The sequence below is a fragment of the Pseudoalteromonas sp. TAE56 genome, assembly GCF_000497955.1.
Classification (GTDB): Bacteria; Pseudomonadota; Gammaproteobacteria; order Enterobacterales; family Alteromonadaceae; genus Pseudoalteromonas.
Map to the genome: position 1 here is coordinate 40,420 of NZ_AUTN01000060.1, position 24,839 is coordinate 65,258.

Here is a 24,839-nt window from a genome sequence, read left to right on the forward strand (position 1 = left end):
TATTATGGGTAAGGTACTACTTTTATCATTACTGATTTTTTCTAGCAGTTTATATGCTGAGCAAAATACAAAACAGCAAAAAATAGATGAACTTATTAGTGTAATGAACTTAGATTCAATGGTTGATTCTATGTACGGCCAGGTTGAAGGTATGATGAAAGGTATGTCTGATCAAATGGGTGTTAAGCCTTCTGAACAGGCAATTTTTGATAAATACTATGGTGACATGACGACGGTATTAAAAACCGAAATGAGCTGGGCCAAAATGCAGCCGATGATGATTAGCGTGTACGACAAACATTTTAGTGAGCAAGAGATTGCTGATATGTTAGCATTTTATAAGACAGATACCGGGCAAAAAATACTTGAAAAAATGCCTGTTGTAATGCAAGAGTCTATGCAAATGTCTCAAAGCTTAATGAAAGATGCTATGCCTAAAATACAAACTTTAGCGCAGCAGCTAAGCGACGAATTAGAGCAAAGCCGTAGCGAATCAAACTAGGGCATGTAGATCTTTGTGGATTGAATTTATTCAATCCACGGAAGATTAAATTGCGGCGCGAGGTTTGTAACCTAGTGAGCTCGGTAACTGCTCCTGCGTTACCCTACAGGCTTACATCGTTACCCTACAGGCTTACATTCATGTAAGAATAAGCAAAAACCGAGCACGCGTCCTGCTCACGCCCCTGATCTACATCCATGTAGGCAACAAAGAGTTAATCGTCCCTAGAGGGAACCCAAAGGGCAGCGCATGTTTGGTATTAATTCTGCATTATCAACTACTTATGGGGAATAACCACATAAATAGGCTCTGCCTTGCCTAAAGACCAAACAGTCTGCTGTAAGTTTAACCACTAATATTCAACAGGCCCTTAGATTAATACGCGCCTTACTTAGGCGCTTCTCTCCTGAATTCCCCCCTCCTGATAATAAACGCCGGTATCAGCTTAAGTTAATTCTGTTTGTGTCATTATGCCAATGAGCAATAATACTTAATCATTTTGATATACGAGTGCATGAAAGCAGAGGCAATTAGTGATAACAACTAAATAACAAAACCTTTGCCTTGTTATCAACACGATTTTATTCTCTCAAACAGGTCACTTAATTAAGCGAATTGGTATTATTTTATTAGCTTTAAAATAGTCATTGACCTATGTGTTGCACCTAGGTTTATTATGAAGCCACTGAAACACGACGGAGCCAAATTATGTATGTTAAACAACTCGCCAAGTTAATGGGCGTGACTGCCGATACTGTTCGTCATTACACGCGTGTTGGGTTACTTAATCCAATACGCAGTGAAGGAAATGGCTATCAAGAATATACAAAACAAGACCAGCAGCGTTTAAAGTTTATTATTAGCTCTCGTCAACTTGGTTTTTCACTCAAAGATATTCAACACATTATAGGCGAGTCAGAGCAGGGAAATTGTCCTTGTCCTTTAACACGCAAACTCATTACTAAACGCCTAGAAGAAACCGAAGCACTATTTCAAGAAACATTAAAGCTACGAAACAGAATGCATGCAGCCCTTGAGCAATGGGATACATCAGCCGATGGTGCAAATGCCAGTGACGTGTGTAGTTTAATAGAATCTTTTGTTGATCCAATAAACGATTCCGTAAATAAGGAGCAGCGTAATGACGACTAATACAAAAGACACCGCGCAAAACTTTATTATTGAAGGCGCTAATTGCGGCAGTTGTGTAGCCAAAATTGAAAAAGCCCTTAATAGCGTGCAAGGTGCGCAAAACGTGGAAATGAACTTTGCTGAGCGTACTGTACGCGTAGAAGGTAAAGCTGACGAAAGTACGCTTATTAAAGCAGTTGAAAACATTGGTTATTCAGCCAAACCGATGAGTAACGAGTCTGATCAAGATGCACTTGATGAAAAAGCAAAGTCGGACGAGGCACATTACAAAAAGCTAATGCGTAATATGATATTAGCGTTAGGAGTCGGTGCGCCGTTAATGATATACGGGCTTATTTTTGACATGAGTGTGACCACCGATACACAACGAATAGCATGGTTTTTAGTGGGTATAGTCACGCTTGTGGTTATGGCTATATCAGGTAAACAATTTTACAACGGTGCATGGCAGGCATTCAAAAACCATGCTGCTAATATGGATACTTTAATAGCACTTGGTACAGGTACTGCGTGGTTGTACTCAATGTTTGTGGTAATAGCGCCAAACTTATTACCACAAGTCGCAAGACACGTATATTTTGAAGCATCATCGATGATCATCGGTTTAATTAGTTTAGGGCTCGCTTTTGAAGTAATAGCACGTGGGCGCACCTCACAAGCAATTAAACGCTTAATTGGCCTGCAACCAAAAACTGCACGCGTAATTCGTGGTGGCGAAGAGCAAGACATCGACATTAGTGATGTTGTAAAAAATGATGAAGTACGCGTACGCCCGGGTGAAAAAATCCCTGTGGATGGCGATGTTATTGAAGGCAGCAGTACGGTTGATGAGTCAATGCTTACTGGTGAGCCAATGGCCGTCCGCAAAAAAACGGGCGATAAAGTCGTTGCCGGAAGTATTAATAAAAGTGGTACTTTATTATTTAAAGCCACGCACATAGGTAGCGAAACCACACTTGCCAATATTATCAATATGGTAAAGCGTGCACAAAACTCTAAGCCATCAATAGGGCGCTTAGCCGATGTTATATCAGGAATATTTGTACCAACAGTCATGATTATTGCGGTACTTGCAGGGCTTGCATGGTTAAACTTTGGACCTGAGCCATCAATTGCTTATGCCGTTGTTGCAGTAACTACGGTACTTATTATCGCTTGTCCTTGTGCGTTAGGACTCGCAACCCCTATGTCGGTTATGGTGGGTATTGGTAAAGCCGCTGAGTCAGGGATATTAATTCGAAATGGTGAGTCGCTGCAAACGACATCTAAAATCACCACCATGATTTTAGATAAAACAGGCACTATTACTCAAGGCACACCGCAAGTTACCGATGTAGTTACCTTTAACAACAGTGATGAAAATACAGTAATGCAACTTGTTGCAAGCCTGGAAAGTAGCTCAGAGCATCCACTGGCTGAAGCAATTACTGCATACGCTAAAAAGCAGGGCTTAACTTTAAGTAAAGTAGCCGATTTTGATGCAATTACAGGTAAAGGTGTAGCCGGCAGTGTTGACGGGCAAACATTGTTGTTTGGTAATAAAGCGCTAATGGATAAATACGATGTAGCCGTTGATGATGCAACCGAGCAAGCTCAAACACTTGCCAGTGATGCTAAAACGCCCATGTATTTTGCAAGTAATAATAAGCTCCAAGCTATTATTGCAGTAGCAGATCCTATCAAAGAGGATTCAGTTGAAGCGATTAAACGCCTGCAAGATAAAGGTATCCACTTAGTTATGCTAACAGGTGACAACAAAGCCACTGCACAAGCCGTTGCTAAGCAAGTTGGTATTGATGACTTTATTGCAGAAGTAATGCCCGATGACAAAGTAAACGAAGTAACAAAGCGCCAAGCAAACGGTGAAATAGTGGGTATGACAGGTGACGGTATTAACGATGCTCCCGCACTTGCGCAAGCCGATGTAGGGTTTGCAATTGGCACAGGTACCGATGTTGCAATAGAAAGTGCAGACATTACCTTAATGCGTGGTTCGTTACATGGACTTGCTGATGCAATTGCAGTGAGTAATGCAACTATTTCAAATATTAAACAAAACCTATTTGGTGCCTTTATTTATAACGTGGCGGGNATTCCTATTGCAGCCGGCGTGTTGTATCCATTTTTTGGAATACTACTAAACCCTGTTGTTGCAGGTGCAGCTATGGCACTTTCATCGCTTACAGTGGTAAGTAACGCTAATCGCTTACGTTTTTTCAAACCAAATAAATCGTAATTTAAGCTAAGGAGTACATTATGTTGATGATTAATATAGGTGGTGCACTGTTAATAGCCGCAATTATTTATTGGTTTTGGCTATACAAACCAGAGCAAACACAAAGTGATGACAACAAAGTAACGATAGTGGTTGATAACGGTGTTTATAAGCCAGGACATATTAAAGTGGCAGCCAACAAAGAGATTCTACTTACCTTTGATAGAAAAGACAGCGCGCCATGCGCTGAAACAGTGGTATTTCCCCAGCTTGATATAAGTAAAACTCTAGCAATGGGTGATGGCAATACAGTTAAATTACCTGCGCTTGAAGCCGGTGAGTATGACTTTCATTGCCAAATGCAAATGTATAAGGGCAAGCTAGTTGCTCAGTAACCTGAACTAAGTGGGTGTTGGGGTCGTATAGTTGCCTTATAAATTTACTAGTAAGAGTCGCTATATTAAATGAATAAATTAAACCCTAAAAAATTATTGAATAGTAAATGGACCGCAACACCTGCTATAAATAAAGAAAAACACTTCATTATTGTTGAGGTGGAATTTGATGAAGACGGTAATGTAATTGAATGTATTACTGAGGCTGTTATGTCAAAAAATCAATATCCAATTAGTTGGCGAGATTTAAAAGATAACCAAAAGTGGCTACAAGGGTGGAAGTAGTTTAAATCTATGTAATTTTACTTCTCTCTAATAGCGGCACTTTTGCAGATAGCTGATACACGATGTAGGTTTGCTTAACTCAAGCGAACCTATATTTTACAACGCATCAAATTATGAGTTGGATGCTACAATTTAGCTTTAACATTGAAACCTTCCTAAGTAAATTCGCCATTTGGCAACAAAACAGTTAATTTCAAAATATCCTTTCAAAGTTTTTATAATAAATCTCAAAAATAATGTAACTGACTAATTATAAATGATTTAATTTTTTAATAGCTGCGAATAAATCCTAAGCTACTTCCATGTTCATATTCAGTTTATTTTGAAAACTAACCCAAACGCCCCCTTTATTGGCTTTTTAGCAAAATTGTGTCTTTTTAATTAAAGTTAACCAATTGATTTATATTGTTTTATTGTTTTTAGGTGAATGGCTGTTGCTAAATAGCAACAATAACACCACCCAAAATTAAGCATCTTTTGCTTTATATCGTTTAACTCATTGTTTTTAGATAAAAAATAAAAAGTGGCACCGAAGTTGTAATACCTAGAATGTATTAAGCAAAACGTGATGAAAGCCAAAGGCCTAATCGCAACAACCCAATGAAGGAATACTATTATGAAAACATTTCAATCAACACTAGTACTAATGGCGCTTGCTTCTTCATCAGCGGCTTTTGCAGCAACAGATTTTGATACGCTAGACGTAGACGGTAATGGCGCAATTAGCCAAGCCGAAGCATCAGTAGATGCTGAGCTTTTAAGCAAATTTGAAGAACTCGATACAAACCAAGATGGTGAGTTATCTGAAGATGAGTTTTCTAAGGCCTAAAATTAAAGCCTTAAGCAGTTAATGCTCTGTAATGTTATCTAAATTCTGAGTTGCCAAAGACAACCTAAGTAGGCAAGGGAGCCTACTAAAAAGAATAACAAGGATGTGACTAGAGAGCACTATAGAGCAAATTTATATCAGGACATCGCATACTATTGAAGGATTATATTATGAAAAAGCTACAATCAACACTTGTACTTATGGCGATTGTTTCTTCATCAGTCGTATTTGCAAACACAAACTTTGAAACTCTAGACACAACCGACAACGCCTCAGATAGTCAGGCTGTAGAGTCGGTACAAGTGAAAGAGCAATTTGATGAGCTGAATGTTCAAAGTAGCGGTGGGCCGACAGAAAATGATTTTTTTGAATATTAATTTACAGACACTTTACTCCTAAAGGATCTTTGAAAAGGACTTCTTACCTCCAATCAGGCTCAAAGCCTAAGGAAACGATTATGAAAACATTACACAAAACTTTAGGGCGTATTGATCTTTGTGGATTGAAATTTGTTCAATCTAGGGGAGATTAAATCGCGGCGCGAGGTTTGTAACCTAGTGGGCTAAGTAAAAACCGAGCAACAAAGAGTTAATCGTCCCTAGAAAGAACCCAAAGGGCAGCGCATGTTTGGTATTTATGCTGCGTTATCGCCTATTTATGGGGAATAACCACACTACATAGGCTCTGCCTTGCCTAAAAACCAAACATACTGCTGCAAATTCACCCACCAAAGATCAACACGCCCTACCACTTGTAGCCCTTGCTTCTTCTTCAGCAGCGTTTGCTGCGGTAGATTTTGATTCTTTTGATGCTGATGGCGACGGCGTAATTAGTAAAACAGAAGCTCAAGTCAACTCGCAGCTAGTACAGCTTTTTGATCAATTAGATGCAGACGGAAATGGCGAGTTATCTAAAGAAGAGTTTTCGAAGGTTCAGTAACAGGCTCTAGATTTGAGTCGGGTTTAAACCTTATTAATCATACTCACAAAGCAGCTAAGTAATTAATACTTAGCTGCTTTTTTGTGCATTTAATGTAATATTTTATTATTTATTCACCAAAGTAGTGCAAAACACGAGTTTGAATATCATTAAGTTGCTGATTGTTAAGTTATTTTATTATTGGTTTTAAACTTGCAAATCTATTTATAACTTAGGTTAATGAGTATTTAAAATGGCGCGAATGAGTTATATCAGTAGTGTTGAGCGCTACCACGAATATGAGCATGTAATACACAGCTTACTTGAATCTATTTTGATGAGTATTGAGGATGGGTTAACTAAAGAGCGTGATACTCGCTACCTGATTAAGCAGTACCCATTTTTAGAATTACAATATTGTTTAAATGCAGAAGGTTTGCAACAGGGTAATAATGTCTGCTTTAAACGGGCATATAGCAAAAAATTAGGTGAAAGTGGTAATCAACAAGATTTAAGCGAGCGCCCCTATTTTTTGAACGCTAAAGCATGTGATAGGGTGTGCTTTACTGATCCCTACATTTCTATAGCGACTAACCATTTATGTATATCGGCGATTAAAGAGCTAAAAAAACCAATTAATAATCAACATTACTTGGTCGTTGATGTGAGCTTAACGCAGCTTATTGAGTTTGTAATGGGTGATACTGCGCGCGCTAATATGTCGCCATACTTTAAAGCGGGTTACGGTATTATTGTTGCGTGCTTATTTTGCTTAGTATTATTTTTACTGAATATCGTTTTTAATGATATATACGCGCTATTAACCCATGTAGATACCTCATCAGACCCACTTGAACCCTTTAGTATCATTATTTACATCACCCTAGCATTAGCAGTATTCGATTTAGGTAAAACAATACTCGAAGAAGAAATCCTTATGCATAAGGATATTTTTAGGCACTCATCTACGCGGCGCACTATTACACGGTTTATATCTACCGTGTTAATTGCTATATCAATTGAGGCGCTGTTAACTATGTTTAAAGCGGCGCTGGGGCAATCGGAATATTTAATGCCTGCAATAGCGATGATGCTTGCAGTAGTGGGGCTTTTAATTGCACTGGCTATTTATGTTTATTTAGGGGCAAAGGCCGAAACGCTATTAATGCGGGCTCGTTTAAAACAAAAATCCTCCAAGTAGGAGGATTTTTATATTACATAACTATTAATAGTTATTTATTGCTTATCTTGCGCGCGTTTGGCTTTAAAGTCAGACTCGCTCGTCCACTTTGGCCAATCGCTATTGTTTGCAAGCTGTGTGGCTATATCAACAATAAGATCTATATCTTGCTTAACACCACCTAACGACCAATCAGCAGAGTAGTCGTCTGCCTCTTTATGGTACTTATGCGCAATGTACTCAGGATCGGTATCGCCCAGGCTCATAAATAATAAACTAGGCACGCCTTGCTTAGAAAGCGAGAAATGATCTGATCTAAAAAACAAGCCATTTTGCGGGCGAGGATCCATTTTAACAACACGGCCTTGTGATTTTGCAGCCTTTGCTAAATAGTTTTCCATTGTTGATAAATCTTTACCGTATTGTAAAATGTAGTCAGTGCCATCAAGCACGTTCATGCCATCAATATTTAAAAGACCGACCATTTGTTTTGTAGGTACTACCGCACCCGATGCAAATTCTTCAGAACCAATTAACCCCGTTTCTTCTGCTGTAAAGTTAGCAAAAATAATTGAGCGTTTAAATGGTTTTTGCTTGTTCATTTTGCTCATGATGCGTGCTATTTCAAGCGTGGCTGCAGTGCCTGAAGCGTTATCTACTGCGCCGTTATAAATCTTAGGGCCAGTATCAGTTTGTTTAGTACCAAAGTGGTCCCAATGCGCGCTAATAACAACGTATTCGTCAGGTGATTCGCTACCTGTAATTTGTGCAACTACGTTATGCGATTTTGCATGAGATACTTCGTTTTTAAAGGCAAGGTTTGCTTTTAAGTTAAGTGGCGTCGCTATAAAGTCATCATTTAATGCTGCTTGTTTTAAATCTTGATAGTTTAGCTTTGCGGCGTTAAACATTTTTTCAGTCGCATCAAGTGTTAGCCAGCCCATAACCGGTAATTTAGACGCGTTTAAATTGTTATCCATTAACGTGTATTTGGTGCCGGTGTTTGAACTTTCAACTACGCCCCAAGGGTATGCTGCAGGTGCGGTTTCATGAACAATAAATACAGCCTTTGCACCTTGGCGAGCGGCTTCTTCATACTTATAAGTCCAGCGACCGTAGTAGGTCATTGCATTACCAGTAAAAAGGGCATCGTTTTGAGTAGCAAAGCCTGGGTCGTTAACTAGCACAACCACTGTTTTACCTGTTACATCAATATTTTTATAGTCATTCCAGTTATATTCTGGCGCATTAATACCGTAGCCCGCAAATACAACGTCAGAGCTTCTTACATCAATTAATGGCTGAAGTTGCTCGGTACGTGCGGTAAAGTCTTTACCTGATTCAAAGCTCAAATCACCTACCTTTAACTGCATATCCTGATCAGCTGTCACCATTGCCATTTTTACAGGCTGTAAGTATTTGCCTTTATAAGCGCCTGTTAAACCCAGCGCTTTATATTGCTCGCTTAAGTAGCCTACAGTTTTCACTTCACCATGAGTAAGCGGGCCTCGGCCTTGAAAATCATCAGAGGCTAGCGTTTTAATATGCTGCTTAATATTGCTAAGGCTTACACCGGCTGTATTTTCTAATGGGATGTGTTCGCTTGCAGGCTCCGAGCAGCCAAATAGTGCAACTAGCAGGCTTAGGCTAGCGCTTTTTAAAAGAGTAGATGCCATAGTCTTCATATTGTTATTTAATTAGGCTTTCAATATAAAGGAAGCACCGCAGCGATGTCGAATTTTTATAGAGAACTTTTCATTCAATTGCAGATTGATTTTATAAGGTGTATAAATAACGAACAACCTAAAGGAGCACATAATGAGCCAATGTAAAAAAAGTGGGTATTTATTTATAGCTAGTGGCATTGCATTTTTTGCTGCTGGAATATTAGCTGAGCAGGAGACATTTTTTGTGTTGTCTGCTTCTTTTATAATATTGGGCACTATAAGTATAAAAAAAGCGGCTTAATAACCGCTTAGTTTTTTTAGCTAAATATAAAGCTTAAATACAATACTTGGCACTAAAAGCAAAAAACCAGCATTAGCTGGTTTTTTAGTATAAGTTGCAGTTAGCTTTATGCGTCTGCAAGCTTTACGCGGATCTTACTTTTATCAACAGTAGATTGGTTAAGTGCTTTAATGGCGCTTTTACTTTCTATGTCGTTTGGCATTTCTAAAAAGGCAAAGCCTTTAGATTGGCCAGTTTCTTTATCAAGTACTAAGTTACAGGTAGTCACTTTACCGTGCTCTGCAAATAAAGTACGAAGCTCATGCTCAGTGGTAGCACGAGACAAGTTACGAACTAATAGTTTCATAATGAACCTAAATAATTATGTCAGTACTAATTATCTCAAGTAACTCAGCTTTAACCTAATTTTATTTTAAAACATATATAAATAAACGTTCTATAGGAATAATTGTTTGTATCGCACTGAAAAAACATAGCTTTTATAATTTTAAATAGATTGCCATCAAATTGGTCATGTTAATTGGTAATTGAGTTGTGGTTATTTGCATAGTTAATTGGTAAGTTTGTGTTTTATTAACTTACTATTAACCATAAAGCTAACAATGCCTAAATATAATCTTAAACTGTGTAATGTAATTACAACCGCACTTCTATCTTGTTTAGTTGTTGGTTGTGGCAGCTCGGGCTCTGATTCTACGATAAAAAATAATGAAGCGATTACTTTACAAACTCCTGCAATAATTGCTGGCAATAGCCGAGGCGAAGTTATTAGTAATAGTAATGATGCAATAACAGGTTCATTAACTATTACTGATCAACAACTCGGCGAGGCTGCTTTTATAGCACAAGAAAATAGCGCTACAATCTATGGTTTTTTTAGCTTAAATGCTGGTGGAGATTGGTCATACACACTTGATGATTTAAATACTTCAATAACATCTCTCAATGAGGGTGAAACACTGCAAGACACAATAACAGTAAACTCTGTAGATGGTACTAGCGCACAAATTATCATAACAGTTGTAGGTGCACCAATAGCTCAAGCTGATGGCTTTGAGAACATTTCGAACGTGTTATTACAATCAGATGGTGTAGATTCGGGACTTGACGCATATACACTTATTGAAAATGCATTCGGCGAAGGGTCAATTGAATCTCCAGACTTATACGTTGGCAATCATGAAAGTGTTGTCCATATTATCGAAGATACCGATACGATAATTGGCAACCATTTTGTATTTTTAGCCCACCGAGATGATGACCAAGATAAAGACAAAGGTGCAAGTGACAGACAACGTAATGAAATAAAAACCTACGATAAATCACCACAACAAACACTGGCGTTTAAGGGCGAGACATTTCAATACAGCTGGAAATTTAAAGTAAGTAGCGAGCTTGAGCTTACGAGTAAGTTTAGCCATTTTTTTCAAATAAAAGCCCGTAACGAGAGTAACGACAACACCAATGGTAATGACGATCAGCCTATTATCACTCTCTCAGGTGCACAAAAAAATAGTACAGGTAATCAACTACAGGTTCGATATAGCGCGGGGTTTGATGAAAACGGCAACAGTACGGGTCTTGATAGAAACTTAATTGAAACCGACTGGTCTTTAATTACAGATGAATGGGTCGAGGTATTTGTACAAGCTACATTTAGTGAAAGTGGTAAGCTTGATATGACATTAACGCGCTTAAGCGACAACGCAGTGATATTTAATATAAGCGAGCAAAACATAGATATGTGGCGCGGCTTTAGTGATGATGATTTTGCTCGTCCTAAGTGGGGGGTATACCGCTCAATTGTTGAAACCGGCAGTCTTCGAATTGATGAAGAACGTGTTAGGTTTGCTGATTTTTCTATCACTAAAGGTAAGTTAGCGCAGTAAGCTATTTGATCAATTAGCATGAAAAAGCCATTAATAATTATGCATTATTAACGGCTTTTTTAATTTTTTGAGAAAGTGATTATTTCACTTCTTTACCAGCGGCTTGTTGATCAGCATGGTAGCTTGAACGTACAAACGGGCCAGAAGCTGCGTGAGTAAAGCCAATTTCATCTGCATACGCTTTTAAGCCGTCAAACTCTACTGGTGGCACGTAGCGTTTAACCGGTAAGTGATGCTTAGAAGGTTGTAGATATTGGCCTACAGTTAGCATGTCAACGTTGTGTGCACGTAAATCGCGAAGTACTTCTTCAATCTCGCTAATTTCTTCACCTAAACCTACCATTAAGCCTGATTTAGTCTTAACTTCTGGGTGAGCTTCTTTAAAGCGACGAAGTAATTCTAATGACCATTTGTAGTCAGCACCTGGGCGAGCTAGTTTGTATAAACGTGGCGCAGTTTCAAGATTGTGGTTAAACACATCTGGTGGCGTCTCGATTAATATCTCTAGTGCGCGGTCCATACGACCACGAAAATCAGGTACTAAAATTTCGATAGTGATAGTTGGATTATGTTTACGAATCTCGCGAATACAATCGGCAAAATGCTGTGCACCACCATCGCGTAAATCATCACGGTCAACCGAAGTGATTACAACGTAGCTTAGCTTCATATCTTTAATAGTAAGTGCTAGCTTTTCAGGTTCAGTGGCATCAGGTTTTAATGGGCGACCATGAGCAACATCACAAAATGGGCAACGACGAGTACAAATAGCACCTAAAATCATAAAGGTGGCTGTACCGTGGTTAAAACACTCTGATAGGTTAGGGCACGAAGCCTCTTCACATACTGAGTGTAAGCCATGCTTACGTAGCGCTTTTTTAATGCCGTCAATGCGATCGGTTGATTTAGGTAAGCGAATTTTTAACCATTCTGGCTTACGCAACATTTCAGTTTTTTCTGTAGGTAAAACTTTTACTGGGATCAACGCCATTTTTTCTGCGTCGCGTAGTTTTACACCTGGTTCCATTTTGACTGGTTTATTCATTCGTTTTCAAACCCTTCAGTATGCTTAACCTGTGTTGCATTAAGCTTCTTGATCATGTGTTTCACCAATCCTTCACCTGCACTTTCTAGGTTTTGAGGACCATCTAATTCTTTAGTTTGCACCATATTCATGCCCGCATAACCACATGGGTTAATGCGTAAAAATGGACTTAGGTCCATGTTAACATTTAATGCTAAGCCATGAAACGAGCAACCACGACGAACTCTTAACCCAAGGGATGCAATTTTGCTGTCGTTAACGTAAACACCTGGTGCATCAGCTTTAGCGTAAGCTTCAATACCATACTCGGCGAGTGACTCAATAATGCACTCTTCAAGCCATGTAACCAGTTCACGTACACCAATCTTTAAACGACGTAGATTAAATAATACATACATCATTTGCTGGCCAGGGCCGTGATAAGTTACTTGTCCGCCACGGTCAACTTTAATCACCTCAATGTCGCCAGGAGCCAGTAAGTGTTCGTCCTTACCAGCCTGACCTTGAGTGAATACACTCTCGTGCTCTACAAGCCAAATTTCATCTGGCGTATTTTCATCACGGGTGTCGGTAAAGTCCTGCATTTTTTGCCAAATTGGCATATAACGCTGACGACCCAGTTGGCGTACGATCAAAGTGTTTTCGTTCACAACAAATCTCAACTATGGCTTAAAGCATATGGCGTACGTCATCAATATTGCTGATCACGTTGTAAATTTCTTCAATGTGTTTGCCACTAGTAACCGTTGCTACAAGGCTTACTGACTCGTAATTACCTTTGCTGCTTGGTTTTACTTTAGGGGCGTAATCGCCAGGTGCTATTGGTTGTAACTTAGCTAAAATTTGATCAGTTAAGTTTACATTAGCTAAACCCATTATTCTGAATGTAAATGGGCAAGGGTACTCTAGGTACTCATCAAATTTAGTATCTTTAACAGGTTGAACCACGACGGTGACTCCTCATACAAAAGTGTGGACTCTATGCAAGCTTGAAGCTTAATACAGATAGGCAATTAGCAGTCTTGCTTATATGGGGCGCATTCTAACATTTTTCAAGCAAAAAAAAACGCCTCACAGTGGAGACGTTTAAATTAGTTACCCTAGTTAATAGGGGAGCTATAAATTACTGCATTATCTGTAAGCGTAAGTAATCATAAATTTTGCTAAAGAAGCTGCCTTCTTCCACTTCTTCAAGTGTGACTAGTGGGTATTGAGCAATATCTTCACCCTCTAGTTGTAAGAATAACGTACCTACTTTAGTACCTTTAGCAAGGGGTGCTTCAAGCGTGTTATCTAGCTCAAAGTTAGCTTTAAGGTTTTTATGCTGACCACGTGGGATAGTAATTGGTGTATCTTCTAAAATACCTAAAGATACATTTTCTTTGTTACCCATCCAAATACGTTGCTCTGCAAAGCTATCGCCTGCCTTGTACGGAGTAATTGTTTCATAAAAGCGAAAACCATAGTTAAGTAGTTTTTTGCTTTCTACTTTACGAGCGCGTTCGCTTGAAGTACCCATAACAACAGCAATTAAACGCATATCGTTCTTAGTTGCTGAGGTAACTAGGCTGTAGCCTGCTTCTGATGTATGGCCAGTTTTAATGCCATCAACATCTAAGCTTTCGTCCCACAATAATGAATTACGGTTATATTGCTTAATACCGTTATAAGTAAATGATTTTTGCTTATAAAGTGCGTATTCGTCTGGTACATCACGAATAAGTGCAGCACCGAGTGTCGCCATATCGCGAGGAGTTGTGAAGTGCTCGTCAGTATCAAGGCCGTGGCTGTTGATAAAGTGACTGTTGCTCATACCTAATTTAGCAGCATGGGCATTCATTAAATCAGCAAATGCGCTTTCGCTTCCAGCAATATGCTCAGCCATTGCAACACATGCATCATTACCTGATTGGATAATAATACCGTGGTTAAGCTGATCAACACTAATTTGCTTACCTACTTCAATAAACATCTTTGAAGATTCTGGAAAGTTTTTAGCCCATGCTTTTTCGCTTACCGTTACCATATCGGTAGTGGCAATATTACCCGCTTTAATTTCAGTACCAATTACATAACTGGTCATCATTTTAGTTAAACTTGCAGGTGCTAGCTGTGTGTCAGCTTCACCTTCAGCAATGACTTTACCAGTTGTAAAGTCGACTAAAAAATAACCTTTTGCATTAACTTGAGGTGGTGCCGGAATAATTTGGGCGCTGGCTGAGAATACGGCGGCTGTACAAACTAGGCCGCATACACCTTTGAGGATTTTTTGTTTAATAGATTTCATCATACTCATTAATGGTTAAAGTTAAAGATTCGCGTTACGCCATTTTATACCCAAACTACCCCGAGATGCGAGCATCTTGGGGTAGTTTGGGTATTAGTCTTACTGAGTGTAAAGCAAGAACGCGTTTTGAAATTGATTTTGTTTTAATTTTTTTAATACTTCGTCTGCATGAGGGGTGTCTTTTATTGGCCCTAAATGCAATCTGTAAATGTCGTCTTTTTGAACGATATTTGTTGGTAATTTGTATTGATCTCGCAATGTACTGGCAAGTGCTTCAATATTGGCAAGTGTACTACCTGCAGCTACTTGAATATAGGTTTGACGCGCAGTTGCGCCCGCAAGCGTAACGGCCTCTAGCTTAACCTTTGCTGTACCATGGGTGTAATAGCCAAGCTTATAAGCGGCTGCGTACGAAAGGTCAATTATTCTATCGTCATGAAACGGGCCCCGGTCGTTTACGCGCACAATTACCGATTTACCATTTGCTGTATTGGTTACTTTAACAAAGCTAGGTAGTGGCAGCGTTTTATGCGCAGCGGTCATGGCAAACATATCGTACGTTTCACCATTTGAGGTGTGGTAACCATGAAACTTACGACCATACCAAGAGGCCACACCTTCCTCGCTAAAGCCTGTCTCATCAAGCATGGGCGAATAACTTTTACCAAGCACTGTATACGGACGGCTAGCGCTGGCACTTTTAGTAACTTCGGTAACTATAGCGTCTTGCATCTCAAGTGTGGTCGGTGCTCTAAGTGGTGCTGCATCATGGCGCATGCTATAACGGCTACTAGAGCCGCTACTACATGCACTTAAAAGCACAATTAATAACGTGGTAAATATAAGCTGATTAGTGTGTCGCATTATTTTAAAAGCATCCTTTTATCTGTTGCGATTGACATAATAATGCCAAATCCTGCCATTAACGTCACCATCGATGTACCACCATAACTAATCAGTGGTAAAGGTACGCCTACAACAGGTAATAAACCCGAGACCATGCCTATGTTTACAAATACATACACAAAAAAGGTGAGGGTGAGCGCGCCTGCGAGCAATTTACCAAATGCATCTTGTGCATTAACAGCAATATATAAACCACGGCCAATAATAAATAAGTACAGGCTAAGTAAAACACATACGCCAAATAAACCAAATTCTTCGCTTAAAACTGAAAATATAAAATCGGTGTGGCGCTCTGGCAAAAATTCTAGTTGCGATTGTGTGCCAAGTAGCCAGCCTTTACCTTCTATACCGCCTGAACCAATAGCAATTTTAGATTGAATAATATGATAACCAGAACCAAGTGGATCGCTCTCAGGGTCCAAAAAGGTGAGTACACGCTGCTTTTGATAATCGTGCATACCGTAGTGCCAAAATGGCCATGCAGCAAGCGCTACAATCGAGCTTAAAAAGCCTATTAAACGCCAACTCAAACCAGACAAAAATAATACAAATATACCTGAGCTTGCAATAAGTATAGCGGTGCCTAAATCGGGTTGTTCTTTAATTAATAGTGTAGGGAGCATTACAATCATAAAACCAATAATTAAATGTAGCGGGCGAGGCGGTAAGTTGTTTCTACCTATATACCAAGCTACCATCATCGGGACTGCCAACTTCATTAATTCTGCAGGTTGAAACCGTGTCACCCCTAAATTGAGCCAACGCTGCGCGCCTTTTGAGCTTACTCCAAATAAAAGTACACCGACTAGCATTAATAACCCAACGCAATAAAGGGGGATCACTAACCGCTTTAACGTGGCAGGCGAAAACTGTGCTAAAACAATCATAGCAACAATCGCACCGCCCATGCGGGTCATGTGCCTAATCATCATAGAAGACTCTTGCCCGCTTGCGCTGTAAACAACCATTATGCTTCCAGCCATCATTATAAGTAGTGCAATAAGCAGCGGTAGATCTAGGTGCATACGCATCCAAATAGAGCGTTTATCGTGCAAAGCGGTCATGGTGTCTCGTTCCTTGCAAGATTAACTGGATTGGCTGCAAAGTAGTAATCCATAAGTTGGCGGGCAATTTGAATACCGCCGTGGTTGTTTTCTAATACAACAGAAACCACAATTTTTGGATCGTTGTAAGGTGCAAAGCCTACATAAATTGTATTATCGCGTTGGCGCTCTTTAAGAGATTCTGCATCGTAGCGTTCACCTTGGGCAATACTAACTACTTGCGCGGTACCGGTTTTACCAGCCGAGTCGTAGTTAGTCCCTTTAAATGCTTTGTGGGCTGTGCCTGATATTTTTTGTACTGTATTATGCATTGCATCTAACGATACTTGCCAATGGCGCGGATCTTTTAAAATAACAGGGGGTTTTTCTTCGTTGTTAATTTGCGTTATGTCGTTATCTTTTTTTATCACTTGCACCAAATGAGGGGGGTGATTAATACCACGATTAACTAATATGTTAGTTGCATTTGCAATTTGAATAGGTGTGGCAGTCCAGTAACCTTGGCCAATGCCTACCGAAATTGTGTCACCAGGCCACCAAGACTCTTTAAAGCGTCCTTCTTTCCATTCTTTTGAAGGTAGAATAGCAGTAGTTTCTTCGTGAATATCAATTCCTGATAAATCACCGTAGCCAAAGCGCGCCATAAAGTCGCTTATTTTAGTAATGCCTAATCGATAAGCTGCATCGTAAAAGTAGGTATCGCAGGATTCTTCAATCGCTTTGTATACATCAACGTGGCCATGCCCCCAGCGTTTCCAATCTCGCCATTTATGCTCTACGTTTCGTATTTCAAAAAAGCCTGGATCCCACATTGATGTTGTTTCATTTACTATATTTTCTTCAAGCGCTAATACAGCCATTAAGGGCTTTACAGTAGAGGCCGGCGCATAACGACCTTGCGTAGTACGGTTTATTAATGGCCGGTCTTGGTTAAGTAACGCTTTATAATTTTTGCTGCTAATGCCGTGTACAAATAAATTTGGGTCGTAACTTGGGTTTGAATAAAGAGCAAGCACGCCGCCATCTTTTGCATCCATAACGACAACAGCGCCACGCATATCTTTAAGCCCATGCTGTGCAATTTGTTGCAAGCCAATGTCTAAGGTAAGTACTAAATCGCTACCAGGTTGTGGTTGGGTCATGCTTAGGGTGCGAATTACACGGCCACGGTTATTAACTTCTACTCGTTGTGAGCCCACTTTACCGTGCAATGTTTCTTCATAGTATTTTTCTAATCCGAGCTTGCCAATATCATATGTAGCACGGTAATTGGTTGCACGGTCTTCTTGTTCTAATTGGTTTAGCTCTTTTCTATTAAGCTTGGCAACATATCCAAGCGCATGCGTTAGCGTGTCGCCAAATGGGTAGTAACGAGCCAGACGTGCCTCAATACTAAAACCAGGAAATTTATGTTGATTAACCGAAAATTTCGCCACTTCTGTTTCGTCTAAGCGGGCTTTTAATACTTGTGATTTAAAACGACGGGTGTGTTTTATATCTTTTAAAAAGTCTTGTTTATCTTGCTCTGTAATCGCAATTATTTTACTTATTTGATCAAGCGATTCGTCAAGGTCATCTACCTCTTCGGGGATGACTTCAAGGTTGTAAACAGGTTTGTTTTCAGCAAGTAGTACACCATTACGGTCGTAAATTAAACCACGGTTGGGTGCAATAGGTATAACTTTAATACGGTTATCGTTGGAGCGAGTTTGATAGTCTTGGTGATCTTCTACCTGAATAGTATAAAGATTAGAAAGCAATACTGCGACTAATCCTAATACAAAAACAAAACCCACGAATGCACGCCTAGCAAATAAGTTTGCTTCTGCGGAGTGGTCACGAATAGTGGGTCTATGTTTTAGCATGGCAAGGCGTTACTCGCGATGATAAGGATGGTTGTTATTTAAGCTCCAGCCTCGGTAAAGGCTCTCTGCAACAATTATACGCACCAAAGGGTGCGGCAATGTTAAATTAGACAACGACCATTTTTGCTCAGAAGCCGCAATGCATTCTGGAGCAAGTCCTTCAGGTCCGCCAATAAGTAAACTTACATCGCGGCCATCGAGTTGCCATTTTTCCATATTTTTAGCAAGTTGGTGAGTATCCAGCGCTTTCCCTGTTACCTCTAACGTTACAATACGATTGCCTTTTGGAATAGCCGCTAATGTTTTTTCACCTTCAATGTGTAAAATGCGTTTTATATCTGCATTTTTACCACGTTTTCCGGCTTGAATTTCAATTAACTCTAGGGCCATATCTTTAGGGAAACGGCGCTGATATTCTGCAAATCCCGTTTCTACCCATGCTGGCATTTTGGTACCAACAGCAATCATTTGTATTTTCACGTATTACTTCCAAGCATTGTCTAAAATGAGTGAGCGTTTAGCCCCACAGTTTTTCTAGATCGTAATAGCTACGTGCTTCGTTTTGCATCACGTGTACAACCACATCACCTAAATCAACCAGTGCCCATTCGCCGTCGCCTTCACCTTCATAACCTAATGGTTCTGAATCTGCGTGACGTGCTTCTTTTGCTAAATGATCGGCAATTGACTGTACGTGGCGTTTAGAAGTACCAGAACAAATTACCATGTAATCTGTGATATCTGATGTTCCAGTTACGTCAATATGAACGATGTCACGCGCTTTCATATCGTCAATTTTGTCCATAGCAAAGGCGAGTAGTTGTTTTGAATCCAAGGTTTTGTCTCAATTTAAAAATTTAATGGCGCGCATTTTAACACGCTAGGAGTTTTTAAGCATCAATTTGATAGAGCTGATGCACTTCTATGTAATGACTCACTGCATCGGGTAATAGTTCATTCTTTTTATTACTTTTTTTCAGCTGCTTACGAATTGTACTTGAGGCCGCATCGAGCATTTCGCCCGGTAAAAAATAAAGTTTACCTGCAAGTGAGTGTTTAAGTGTTGCTACTTCGCTGGCATTTGCGTGTTGCATATAGCTTTTAAGCTCACCTTTTACAGTGCAATTTTGAGCAGGGCGTTGATACACCACAATATGGCAAAGCTGCGTTATTGCCTTCCACTCAAACCACTTATCTAGGTTGTTAAACGAGTCCATACCAATTAAAAATAAAATAGGTGTAGTGGGGTACTCTTTACGAAGTTCTTGCAAACTAAGTAGCGAATACGATGGACCGGTTCGGTTAAGTTCTCTTAAATCGAGTTCAAAATGAGGATAAGGTGCAATGGCTGCGTTGAGCATATTAATTCGGTGCTGTGTACTAATACCCGGAGCTGCTTTATGAGCAGGGAGTGCACAGGGCATAAAGTAAAGCGTATCTAAATTAAACGCATTTACGCATTGCTGCGCCATATTTAGATGGCCTAAATGGACTGGGTCGAAAGTGCCACCAAAAATTGCGATCATTTAACACCCATTAGTTATTTATTAATTAACCGCGTGGCACGGCATAGGAATGTTGAGCGGCTGGCAAAACTTAATACAAATATGAGCAAGCGCTTGGTAAGGTGCAATTAAATTACCTTGCTTGTAACTGGCATCAAATAACGCTACATCACTGTTTATTTGCTCAAGCGTGTGCATATTTAAACGGTTAATTGCGTTTTGAACTGGACCTTGTTGGTTTTTCCAAATTGCTTTTTGTTTAAATAAATTAGCGATAGGTTCGCCATTTAATAAACCAAGTTGCACACTTATTAGTGTATTAAGCTCTTTGGTTATAGCCCACAATATGCTCACGACTTCAGTGTTATCGCTGGCAAGTTTATTTAATACTTTTATAGCTTGTTTGGCGTGGCCATTTAACAGTGCATCACTTAAATCAAAAATATCAAATTTGGCTTGATTTAACAGACCTTGCATTACTAATTGCTGAGTAATTAATGCATTGCCGTGCAGTAGCGAGAGCTTTTCAAGCTCCTGGAAACACGCTAATAAGTTGCCTTCAGTGGCATTAATTAAGCTTACCTTGGCGTCGTTTTGTACATTAAGCGATAAACGTTGGCATTGATCGTCAAGCCATCGTTTTACATGCGTGCCTGTAAGCGGGTAACAAGGAACAAATACGCCTTGCTTATCAAGGGCTTTAAACCATGCTCCACGTTGTACTTCTTGGCTAGCTTTAGCGCCTTTAACAATTAAAATAGTATCGGGGTTAACGAGTTCAACCACTTTTTTAAAGGTATTGCTGCCAATAACGCCTGGCTTTTGTTGGTTTAAATCAAGCTCAATAATAGTGCGCGCGCTAAACAACGACATACTTTGGTACTGGGCTATGATTTCTTGCCAATCGAATCCTTGCATTAAAGTAAACTTAATTACTTCATCAAAACCTTGTTGCTTAGCACTGTCGCGAATTTGTTGTACGCACTGTGCTTCTTGAAAAGGCTCTTCTCCAAATACTAAATAAAAGGGCTTTAGCCCTTTATTTAATTCACTCGGTAGTTGATTAGCGTAGCAGCGCATTATAGTTGCGACAGCTCTCTAACAATACGACGACTGGCCTGCTCACGAATTTCGCTAATAAGTAATTCAAGCTCTTTTGCTTTTGCTAATGCATGATCCGGATCGTCTTGGTAATTACGATAAAGCTCAAAACGTTTTTCTATCGCTTTTTCACCTGGGCGTTTAACTACATACGATACGCCATAAGCGAGCTCGTATTCAGCAACCTGGCCGTTTTGGAACAGCGAAAGTGTTTGGCGTTCAATGCTTTCTTTACGTAAATACAATTGGGCTTTATCTTTAGCTGACGATACTAACTCTACGTTACTCGCTTTAAGCTCTTTTTTAAGCTCAGTGAATAAAGTCGATTTTTCGTCATCGCCTACAAGTGTTAGCTGTTTTAAGTTATCAGGCAGGCTAGAGGCTTTTTTTAAATGAAAGCCACAGCTTGATAACAAAAAACAGACTAGCACTAAGGCTAGTCCATTTTTAATGGCGTTAAATGCAGCCATATTAGTTAGCTACCACGTTAAGTAGCTTGCCTGGTACGTAAATGATTTTACGAATGGTTGAGCCATCAGTAAATTTAGTGACGTTAGATTCTGCAAACGCAAGAGCTTCTACTTGCTCTTGAGTTGCATCAGCTGCCACAGTTAACTTAGCGCGAAGCTTGCCGTTTACTTGCACGATGATTAATTTTTCATCTTCAACAAGAGCCGACTCGTCAACTTTTGGCCACGCTGCATCTAAAATTTCACCTTCTTTACCAAGCTCTTTCCAAAGCTCATGCGATAAATGCGGAGTAATAGGTGCAAGCATAATAACTAATGCTTCAAGTGCTTCGTTAGCAATCGCTACATCTTGTTTGTCGCTCAGTGGTGCTTTTAATAACTTATTAGAAAGCTCCATAATAGCGGCAATAGCGGTGTTAAAGGTTTGACGACGTTCAACATCGTCAGTCACTTTAGCAATTGCTTTGTGTAAGTCACGACGTAATACTTTTTGTGGGTTAGTTAGCGCCGATTTATCAAGTGCTTGGTAACCTACTGTTTTAACGTCTACCGCGTATTTCCATACACGTTTTAAGAAACGATGTGCGCCTTCTACACCCGAGTCTGACCATTCAAGCGTTTGCTCTGGTGGTGCTGTAAACATCATGAATAAACGCACTGTATCTGCACCATACTGGGCAATTACATGTTGTGGGTCTATACCATTGTTTTTAGACTTAGACATTTTGCTCATGCCTGATGAGAATACCGGCTCGCCGTCTTCCTTATGCCATGCTTTAGTTACGCGGCCTTTATCGTCGGTTTCGGTGTTTACATCGCTTGGCGAAATCCAAATGTCGCCGCCTTTTTCATCTTTACGATAAAATGTTTCAGCAAGTACCATACCTTGACAAAGTAAGCGGTCAAATGGCTCGTCTGAGTTTACTAGACCAAAGTCACGTAATAATTTATGGAAAAAGCGCGAGTACAATAAATGTAAAATAGCGTGCTCAATACCACCAATGTATTGGTTTACGGGTAACCAATAGTTAGCAGCAGCTGGGTCTAGCATACCTTCGTCGTAGCGAGGGCTACAGTAGCGTGCGTAATACCAAGACGATTCCATAAAGGTGTCAAACGTATCAGTCTCGTGAAACGCAGGTGCGCCATTTACTGTTGTTTTAGCCCACTCTGGGTCTGCTTTAAGTGGTGATGTTACACCGTTCATTACCACATCTTCTGGTAAGCGAACTGGTAGCATATCTTCTGTTGCGGCAAGTTCTTTACCATCTTCATCGCTAAGCATTGGAATTGGAGAACCCCAATAGCGCTGACGGCTCACACCCCAGTCACGCAGGCGGAAGTTTACTTTACGCTCACCAACGCCTAGTGCTTCTAATTTATCGGCAATCGCTTTAAAACCAGCTTCAAAATCTAGGCCGTTAAATTCACCCGAGTTTACAAGTACGCCTTTATCGGTAAATGCTGATTCTTTTAGGTTTACTTCAAGATCTGAACCTTCAGCAGGCGCAATGACTTGTTTTATATCTAAGCCGTACGCTGTTGCAAATTCAAAGTCGCGTTGGTCGTGTGCAGGTACTGCCATTACTGCGCCTGAGCCGTAATGCATTAATACAAAGTTAGCGACCCAAATTGGTACTTGCTCGCCCGTTAATGGGTGAGTGGCGTAAAAGCCTGTTGCAATGCCTTTTTTCTCCATTGTTGCCATATCTGCTTCGGCAACTTTGGTGTTTTTGCATTCTTCAACAAACATTGCAATAGCATCGCTATTTTTAGCGGCTTCTTGCGCAATAGGGTGACCACCGGCAACAGCAACATACGTAACACCCATAAAGGTATCTGGACGTGTTGTGTATACGCTAAATGTTTCGTCGTTATCGGTGCGTTTAAATTCAATATCACACCCTTCAGAGCGGCCAATCCAGTTGCGCTGCATTGTTTTAACTTGCTCTGGCCAATCTTCTAACTTGTCTAAATCGTCAAGTAGTTCTTGTGCGTAGTCGGTTATTTTAATAAACCACTGTGGAATTTCTTTTTGCTCAACCACAGCGCCAGAACGCCATCCGCGACCGTCAATAACTTGCTCGTTAGCGAGTACAGTTTGATCCACTGGATCCCAGTTAACTGTCGACATTTTTTTATACACTAGGCCTTTTTCGTAAAGCTTAGTGAAAAACCACTGCTCCCACTTGTAGTATTCTGGATGACATGTCGCAATTTCGCGATCCCAGTCATAACCAAAACCTAATTGCTTAAGTTGGGTACGCATGTAATCAATATTTTCGTATGTCCATTTAGCTGGTGCTGTTTTGTTTTTAATAGCAGCGTTTTCTGCAGGTAAACCAAACGCATCCCAACCCATAGGTTGCATTACGTTTTTGCCTTGCAGGCGCTGGAAACGAGAAACAACATCACCAATGGTGTAGTTGCGCACATGACCCATATGCAGTCGACCACTCGGATAAGGGAACATAGAAAGGCAGTAATACTTTTCTTTGCTCTCATCTTCAGTGACTTTAAATACCTGGTTTTCTTCCCAGTAGCTTTGTACTTTTGACTCTATATCTTGCGGGTTATATTGCTCTTGCATCTATGGTTCCAGACTTCTTGCAAACTAATAAAAAATTGCCATTAGGATACCCCAAATAAAGTGCTATTCACAGCGTCAAAAACGCGGTTTTGATAAATTATAACCTTCAGTTCAGGTTAACCTATACTTATCTAAGTTATAGGGTGATTTAACAGCAATTTTGAAGGAGTATAAAATGGCAGATTATAAAGCATGGCTCAGCGATTTAACCAACTGGCTAAAAGATGTAAAAGATCACGAAGTAAAAGATACAGTTACTCGGTTTGTTGAATCTGAGCAGGCACTTAAAGATTTAGGACAAGAAAAGTACGGGTTATACAAAAGTTACTTACAGCGCGATATAGAACATGTCCAAGAAAACGAATCACACTATAATTCGCTTGCATGGCAAGAGCTTAAAGAGTCTCTTTGGTTTGAACTTTCGCACATAGAAGATAAAACTCAACTTGAGTGGCAATCTCTTAGTCAAGATTTTAAGCACAATGGTGTGTATCACGCAGGCGAATGGATAGCCATGGGCACATTAGTATGTAAGAATTGCACCCATAGTTACGATGTTTATCACGCTACACAAATTACACCGTGTATTGAGTGTGATGGAATCTATTTTAGTCGTAAGGCACTGCACCCTTAAATATAAGTATTAAGTGGCTGCGGGCCACTTAATACGCCC

The 24,839-nt window shown here is 40.0% G+C and carries 26 protein-coding genes and 1 pseudogene; 12 read left to right on the plus strand and 15 right to left on the minus strand.

The features are described from left to right. Positions 1-4: 4 nt before the first annotated feature. The 9 genes and pseudogenes from L656_RS0103420 (at position 5) to L656_RS0103455 (ending at position 7,497) form a co-directional block, all read left to right on the plus strand. Positions 5-502 (plus strand): DUF2059 domain-containing protein, encoded by a 498-nt coding sequence (locus tag L656_RS0103420; RefSeq protein ID WP_024598210.1) that lies wholly within the window; start codon positions 5-7, stop codon positions 500-502. Between the two features lie 708 nt (positions 503-1,210). Then, on the plus strand, positions 1,211-1,654 hold the full coding sequence (locus tag L656_RS0103425) for a MerR family transcriptional regulator (protein ID WP_024598211.1): 444 nt from the start codon (positions 1,211-1,213) through the stop codon (positions 1,652-1,654). Then, positions 1,644-3,890, plus strand: coding sequence for a heavy metal translocating P-type ATPase (locus L656_RS0103430; RefSeq protein ID WP_024598212.1), 2,247 nt, complete (start codon positions 1,644-1,646; stop codon positions 3,888-3,890). Before L656_RS0103425 ends, L656_RS0103430 begins: the two co-directional genes overlap by 11 nt. Positions 3,891-3,910: 20 nt before the next feature. Further along, positions 3,911-4,264 (plus strand): cupredoxin domain-containing protein, encoded by a 354-nt coding sequence (locus L656_RS0103435; RefSeq protein ID WP_024598213.1) that lies wholly within the window; start codon positions 3,911-3,913, stop codon positions 4,262-4,264. A 69-nt stretch (positions 4,265-4,333) separates the two neighbouring features. Then, complete coding sequence (locus tag L656_RS0103440; RefSeq protein WP_002958506.1) at positions 4,334-4,549, plus strand: TIGR02450 family Trp-rich protein; 216 nt, start codon at positions 4,334-4,336, stop codon at positions 4,547-4,549. A 616-nt stretch (positions 4,550-5,165) separates the two neighbouring features. Continuing rightward, positions 5,166-5,378 carry a calmodulin gene (locus L656_RS0103445; RefSeq protein ID WP_007585535.1) on the plus strand — a complete coding sequence of 71 codons (213 nt, stop codon included), beginning with the start codon at positions 5,166-5,168 and terminating at the stop codon, positions 5,376-5,378. Between the two features lie 170 nt (positions 5,379-5,548). Then, positions 5,549-5,755 carry a hypothetical protein gene (locus L656_RS0103450; protein ID WP_024598214.1) on the plus strand — a complete coding sequence of 69 codons (207 nt, stop codon included), beginning with the start codon at positions 5,549-5,551 and terminating at the stop codon, positions 5,753-5,755. A gap of 367 nt (positions 5,756-6,122) precedes the next feature. Beyond that, positions 6,123-6,317 (plus strand): annotated as a pseudogene (locus tag L656_RS1000000122710) (calmodulin); the annotation flags it as partial. A gap of 232 nt (positions 6,318-6,549) precedes the next feature. Further along, entirely contained in the window at positions 6,550-7,497 is a 948-nt protein-coding gene (locus tag L656_RS0103455; RefSeq protein WP_024598215.1) for an EAL-associated domain-containing protein, read from the plus strand. A 35-nt stretch (positions 7,498-7,532) separates the two neighbouring features. On the opposite strand, the gene L656_RS0103460 is transcribed toward L656_RS0103455, so the two are convergent. After that, positions 7,533-9,152 carry a M28 family metallopeptidase gene (locus L656_RS0103460; protein WP_024598216.1) on the minus strand — a complete coding sequence of 540 codons (1,620 nt, stop codon included), beginning with the start codon at positions 9,150-9,152 and terminating at the stop codon, positions 7,533-7,535. Between the two features lie 142 nt (positions 9,153-9,294). Between L656_RS0103460 and L656_RS1000000123240 the strand changes: the two genes are divergently transcribed. After that, entirely contained in the window at positions 9,295-9,444 is a 150-nt protein-coding gene (locus L656_RS1000000123240; protein ID WP_198923565.1) for a hypothetical protein, read from the plus strand. A gap of 106 nt (positions 9,445-9,550) precedes the next feature. Here L656_RS1000000123240 and L656_RS0103470 read toward each other — a convergent pair whose 3' ends face one another. Continuing rightward, complete coding sequence (locus L656_RS0103470; RefSeq protein WP_007585551.1) at positions 9,551-9,790, minus strand: RNA recognition motif domain-containing protein; 240 nt, start codon at positions 9,788-9,790, stop codon at positions 9,551-9,553. 256 nt (positions 9,791-10,046) lie between these two features. Between L656_RS0103470 and L656_RS0103475 the strand changes: the two genes are divergently transcribed. Further along, on the plus strand, positions 10,047-11,333 hold the full coding sequence (locus L656_RS0103475; protein ID WP_024598217.1) for a VCBS domain-containing protein: 1,287 nt from the start codon (positions 10,047-10,049) through the stop codon (positions 11,331-11,333). A 79-nt stretch (positions 11,334-11,412) separates the two neighbouring features. Here L656_RS0103475 and lipA read toward each other — a convergent pair whose 3' ends face one another. The 13 genes from lipA to leuS all read right to left on the minus strand — a co-directional run bounded on the left by lipA (position 11,413) and on the right by leuS (position 24,166). Continuing rightward, positions 11,413-12,378 (minus strand): lipoyl synthase, encoded by a 966-nt coding sequence (gene lipA / locus L656_RS0103480; RefSeq protein ID WP_002958515.1) that lies wholly within the window; start codon positions 12,376-12,378, stop codon positions 11,413-11,415. Then, a complete protein-coding gene (gene lipB, locus L656_RS0103485) occupies positions 12,375-13,028 on the minus strand; it encodes a lipoyl(octanoyl) transferase LipB (protein ID WP_010554695.1) in 654 nt (217 codons plus the stop codon). The genes lipA and lipB overlap by 4 nt, the downstream gene beginning before the upstream one ends. Before the next feature lie 19 nt (positions 13,029-13,047). Next, positions 13,048-13,326 carry a DUF493 family protein YbeD gene (gene ybeD, locus L656_RS0103490; RefSeq protein ID WP_002958517.1) on the minus strand — a complete coding sequence of 93 codons (279 nt, stop codon included), beginning with the start codon at positions 13,324-13,326 and terminating at the stop codon, positions 13,048-13,050. Positions 13,327-13,501: 175 nt separating this feature from the next. Next, on the minus strand, positions 13,502-14,665 hold the full coding sequence (locus tag L656_RS0103495; RefSeq protein ID WP_024598218.1) for a serine hydrolase: 1,164 nt from the start codon (positions 14,663-14,665) through the stop codon (positions 13,502-13,504). 99 nt (positions 14,666-14,764) lie between these two features. Further along, the gene (locus L656_RS0103500; protein ID WP_024598219.1) at positions 14,765-15,529 is read right to left on the minus strand and encodes a septal ring lytic transglycosylase RlpA family protein; all 765 of its coding nucleotides are present in this window, start codon (positions 15,527-15,529) and stop codon (positions 14,765-14,767) included. Next, a complete protein-coding gene (gene rodA / locus L656_RS0103505) occupies positions 15,529-16,635 on the minus strand; it encodes a rod shape-determining protein RodA (protein ID WP_024598220.1) in 1,107 nt (368 codons plus the stop codon). The genes L656_RS0103500 and rodA overlap by 1 nt, the downstream gene beginning before the upstream one ends. Next, a complete protein-coding gene (gene mrdA, locus L656_RS0103510) occupies positions 16,632-18,500 on the minus strand; it encodes a penicillin-binding protein 2 (protein WP_024598221.1) in 1,869 nt (622 codons plus the stop codon). The genes rodA and mrdA overlap by 4 nt, the downstream gene beginning before the upstream one ends. 9 nt (positions 18,501-18,509) lie before the next feature. Further along, the gene (gene rlmH, locus L656_RS0103515; protein WP_007585562.1) at positions 18,510-18,980 is read right to left on the minus strand and encodes a 23S rRNA (pseudouridine(1915)-N(3))-methyltransferase RlmH; all 471 of its coding nucleotides are present in this window, start codon (positions 18,978-18,980) and stop codon (positions 18,510-18,512) included. A gap of 37 nt (positions 18,981-19,017) precedes the next feature. Then, positions 19,018-19,335, minus strand: coding sequence for a ribosome silencing factor (gene rsfS, locus L656_RS0103520; protein ID WP_007585564.1), 318 nt, complete (start codon positions 19,333-19,335; stop codon positions 19,018-19,020). 55 nt (positions 19,336-19,390) lie between these two features. After that, positions 19,391-20,026: a nicotinate-nucleotide adenylyltransferase gene (gene nadD, locus L656_RS0103525; RefSeq protein ID WP_024598222.1), complete on the minus strand. Its 636-nt coding sequence runs from the start codon at positions 20,024-20,026 to the stop codon at positions 19,391-19,393. 21 nt (positions 20,027-20,047) lie between these two features. Then, positions 20,048-21,085 carry a DNA polymerase III subunit delta gene (holA, locus tag L656_RS0103530; protein WP_024598223.1) on the minus strand — a complete coding sequence of 346 codons (1,038 nt, stop codon included), beginning with the start codon at positions 21,083-21,085 and terminating at the stop codon, positions 20,048-20,050. Further along, complete coding sequence (locus tag L656_RS0103535; RefSeq protein ID WP_010554703.1) at positions 21,085-21,576, minus strand: LPS-assembly lipoprotein LptE; 492 nt, start codon at positions 21,574-21,576, stop codon at positions 21,085-21,087. The genes holA and L656_RS0103535 overlap by 1 nt, the downstream gene beginning before the upstream one ends. A 1-nt stretch (position 21,577) precedes the next feature. After that, positions 21,578-24,166: a leucine--tRNA ligase gene (leuS, locus tag L656_RS0103540; RefSeq protein ID WP_024598224.1), complete on the minus strand. Its 2,589-nt coding sequence runs from the start codon at positions 24,164-24,166 to the stop codon at positions 21,578-21,580. Positions 24,167-24,341: 175 nt separating this feature from the next. On the opposite strand from leuS, the gene L656_RS0103545 reads away from it, so the two are divergent. Further along, positions 24,342-24,800: a zinc ribbon-containing protein gene (locus L656_RS0103545; protein ID WP_024598225.1), complete on the plus strand. Its 459-nt coding sequence runs from the start codon at positions 24,342-24,344 to the stop codon at positions 24,798-24,800. The last annotated feature ends 39 nt before the right edge of the window (positions 24,801-24,839 follow it).

What these genes read in the sequence shown, in the direction of transcription:
- L656_RS0103420 (WP_024598210.1), top strand. Translation starts at nt 5, where the DNA reads ATGGGTAAGGTACTACTTTTATCATTACTGATTTTTTCTAGCAGTTTA.
- L656_RS0103425 (WP_024598211.1), top strand. Translation starts at nt 1,211, where the DNA reads ATGTATGTTAAACAACTCGCCAAGTTAATGGGCGTGACTGCCGATACT.
- L656_RS0103435 (WP_024598213.1), top strand. Translation starts at nt 3,911, where the DNA reads ATGTTGATGATTAATATAGGTGGTGCACTGTTAATAGCCGCAATTATT.
- L656_RS0103440 (WP_002958506.1), top strand. Translation starts at nt 4,334, where the DNA reads ATGAATAAATTAAACCCTAAAAAATTATTGAATAGTAAATGGACCGCA.
- L656_RS0103445 (WP_007585535.1), top strand. Translation starts at nt 5,166, where the DNA reads ATGAAAACATTTCAATCAACACTAGTACTAATGGCGCTTGCTTCTTCA.
- L656_RS0103450 (WP_024598214.1), top strand. Translation starts at nt 5,549, where the DNA reads ATGAAAAAGCTACAATCAACACTTGTACTTATGGCGATTGTTTCTTCA.
- L656_RS0103455 (WP_024598215.1), top strand. Translation starts at nt 6,550, where the DNA reads ATGGCGCGAATGAGTTATATCAGTAGTGTTGAGCGCTACCACGAATAT.
- L656_RS0103460 (WP_024598216.1), bottom strand. Translation starts at nt 9,152, where the DNA reads ATGGCATCTACTCTTTTAAAAAGCGCTAGCCTAAGCCTGCTAGTTGCA.
- L656_RS1000000123240 (WP_198923565.1), top strand. Translation starts at nt 9,295, where the DNA reads ATGAGCCAATGTAAAAAAAGTGGGTATTTATTTATAGCTAGTGGCATT.
- L656_RS0103470 (WP_007585551.1), bottom strand. Translation starts at nt 9,790, where the DNA reads ATGAAACTATTAGTTCGTAACTTGTCTCGTGCTACCACTGAGCATGAG.
- L656_RS0103475 (WP_024598217.1), top strand. Translation starts at nt 10,047, where the DNA reads ATGCCTAAATATAATCTTAAACTGTGTAATGTAATTACAACCGCACTT.
- lipA (WP_002958515.1), bottom strand. Translation starts at nt 12,378, where the DNA reads ATGAATAAACCAGTCAAAATGGAACCAGGTGTAAAACTACGCGACGCA.
- L656_RS0103495 (WP_024598218.1), bottom strand. Translation starts at nt 14,665, where the DNA reads ATGAAATCTATTAAACAAAAAATCCTCAAAGGTGTATGCGGCCTAGTT.
- L656_RS0103500 (WP_024598219.1), bottom strand. Translation starts at nt 15,529, where the DNA reads ATGCGACACACTAATCAGCTTATATTTACCACGTTATTAATTGTGCTT.
- rodA (WP_024598220.1), bottom strand. Translation starts at nt 16,635, where the DNA reads ATGACCGCTTTGCACGATAAACGCTCTATTTGGATGCGTATGCACCTA.
- mrdA (WP_024598221.1), bottom strand. Translation starts at nt 18,500, where the DNA reads ATGCTAAAACATAGACCCACTATTCGTGACCACTCCGCAGAAGCAAAC.
- nadD (WP_024598222.1), bottom strand. Translation starts at nt 20,026, where the DNA reads ATGATCGCAATTTTTGGTGGCACTTTCGACCCAGTCCATTTAGGCCAT.
- holA (WP_024598223.1), bottom strand. Translation starts at nt 21,085, where the DNA reads ATGCGCTGCTACGCTAATCAACTACCGAGTGAATTAAATAAAGGGCTA.
- L656_RS0103535 (WP_010554703.1), bottom strand. Translation starts at nt 21,576, where the DNA reads ATGGCTGCATTTAACGCCATTAAAAATGGACTAGCCTTAGTGCTAGTC.
- leuS (WP_024598224.1), bottom strand. Translation starts at nt 24,166, where the DNA reads ATGCAAGAGCAATATAACCCGCAAGATATAGAGTCAAAAGTACAAAGC.
- L656_RS0103545 (WP_024598225.1), top strand. Translation starts at nt 24,342, where the DNA reads ATGGCAGATTATAAAGCATGGCTCAGCGATTTAACCAACTGGCTAAAA.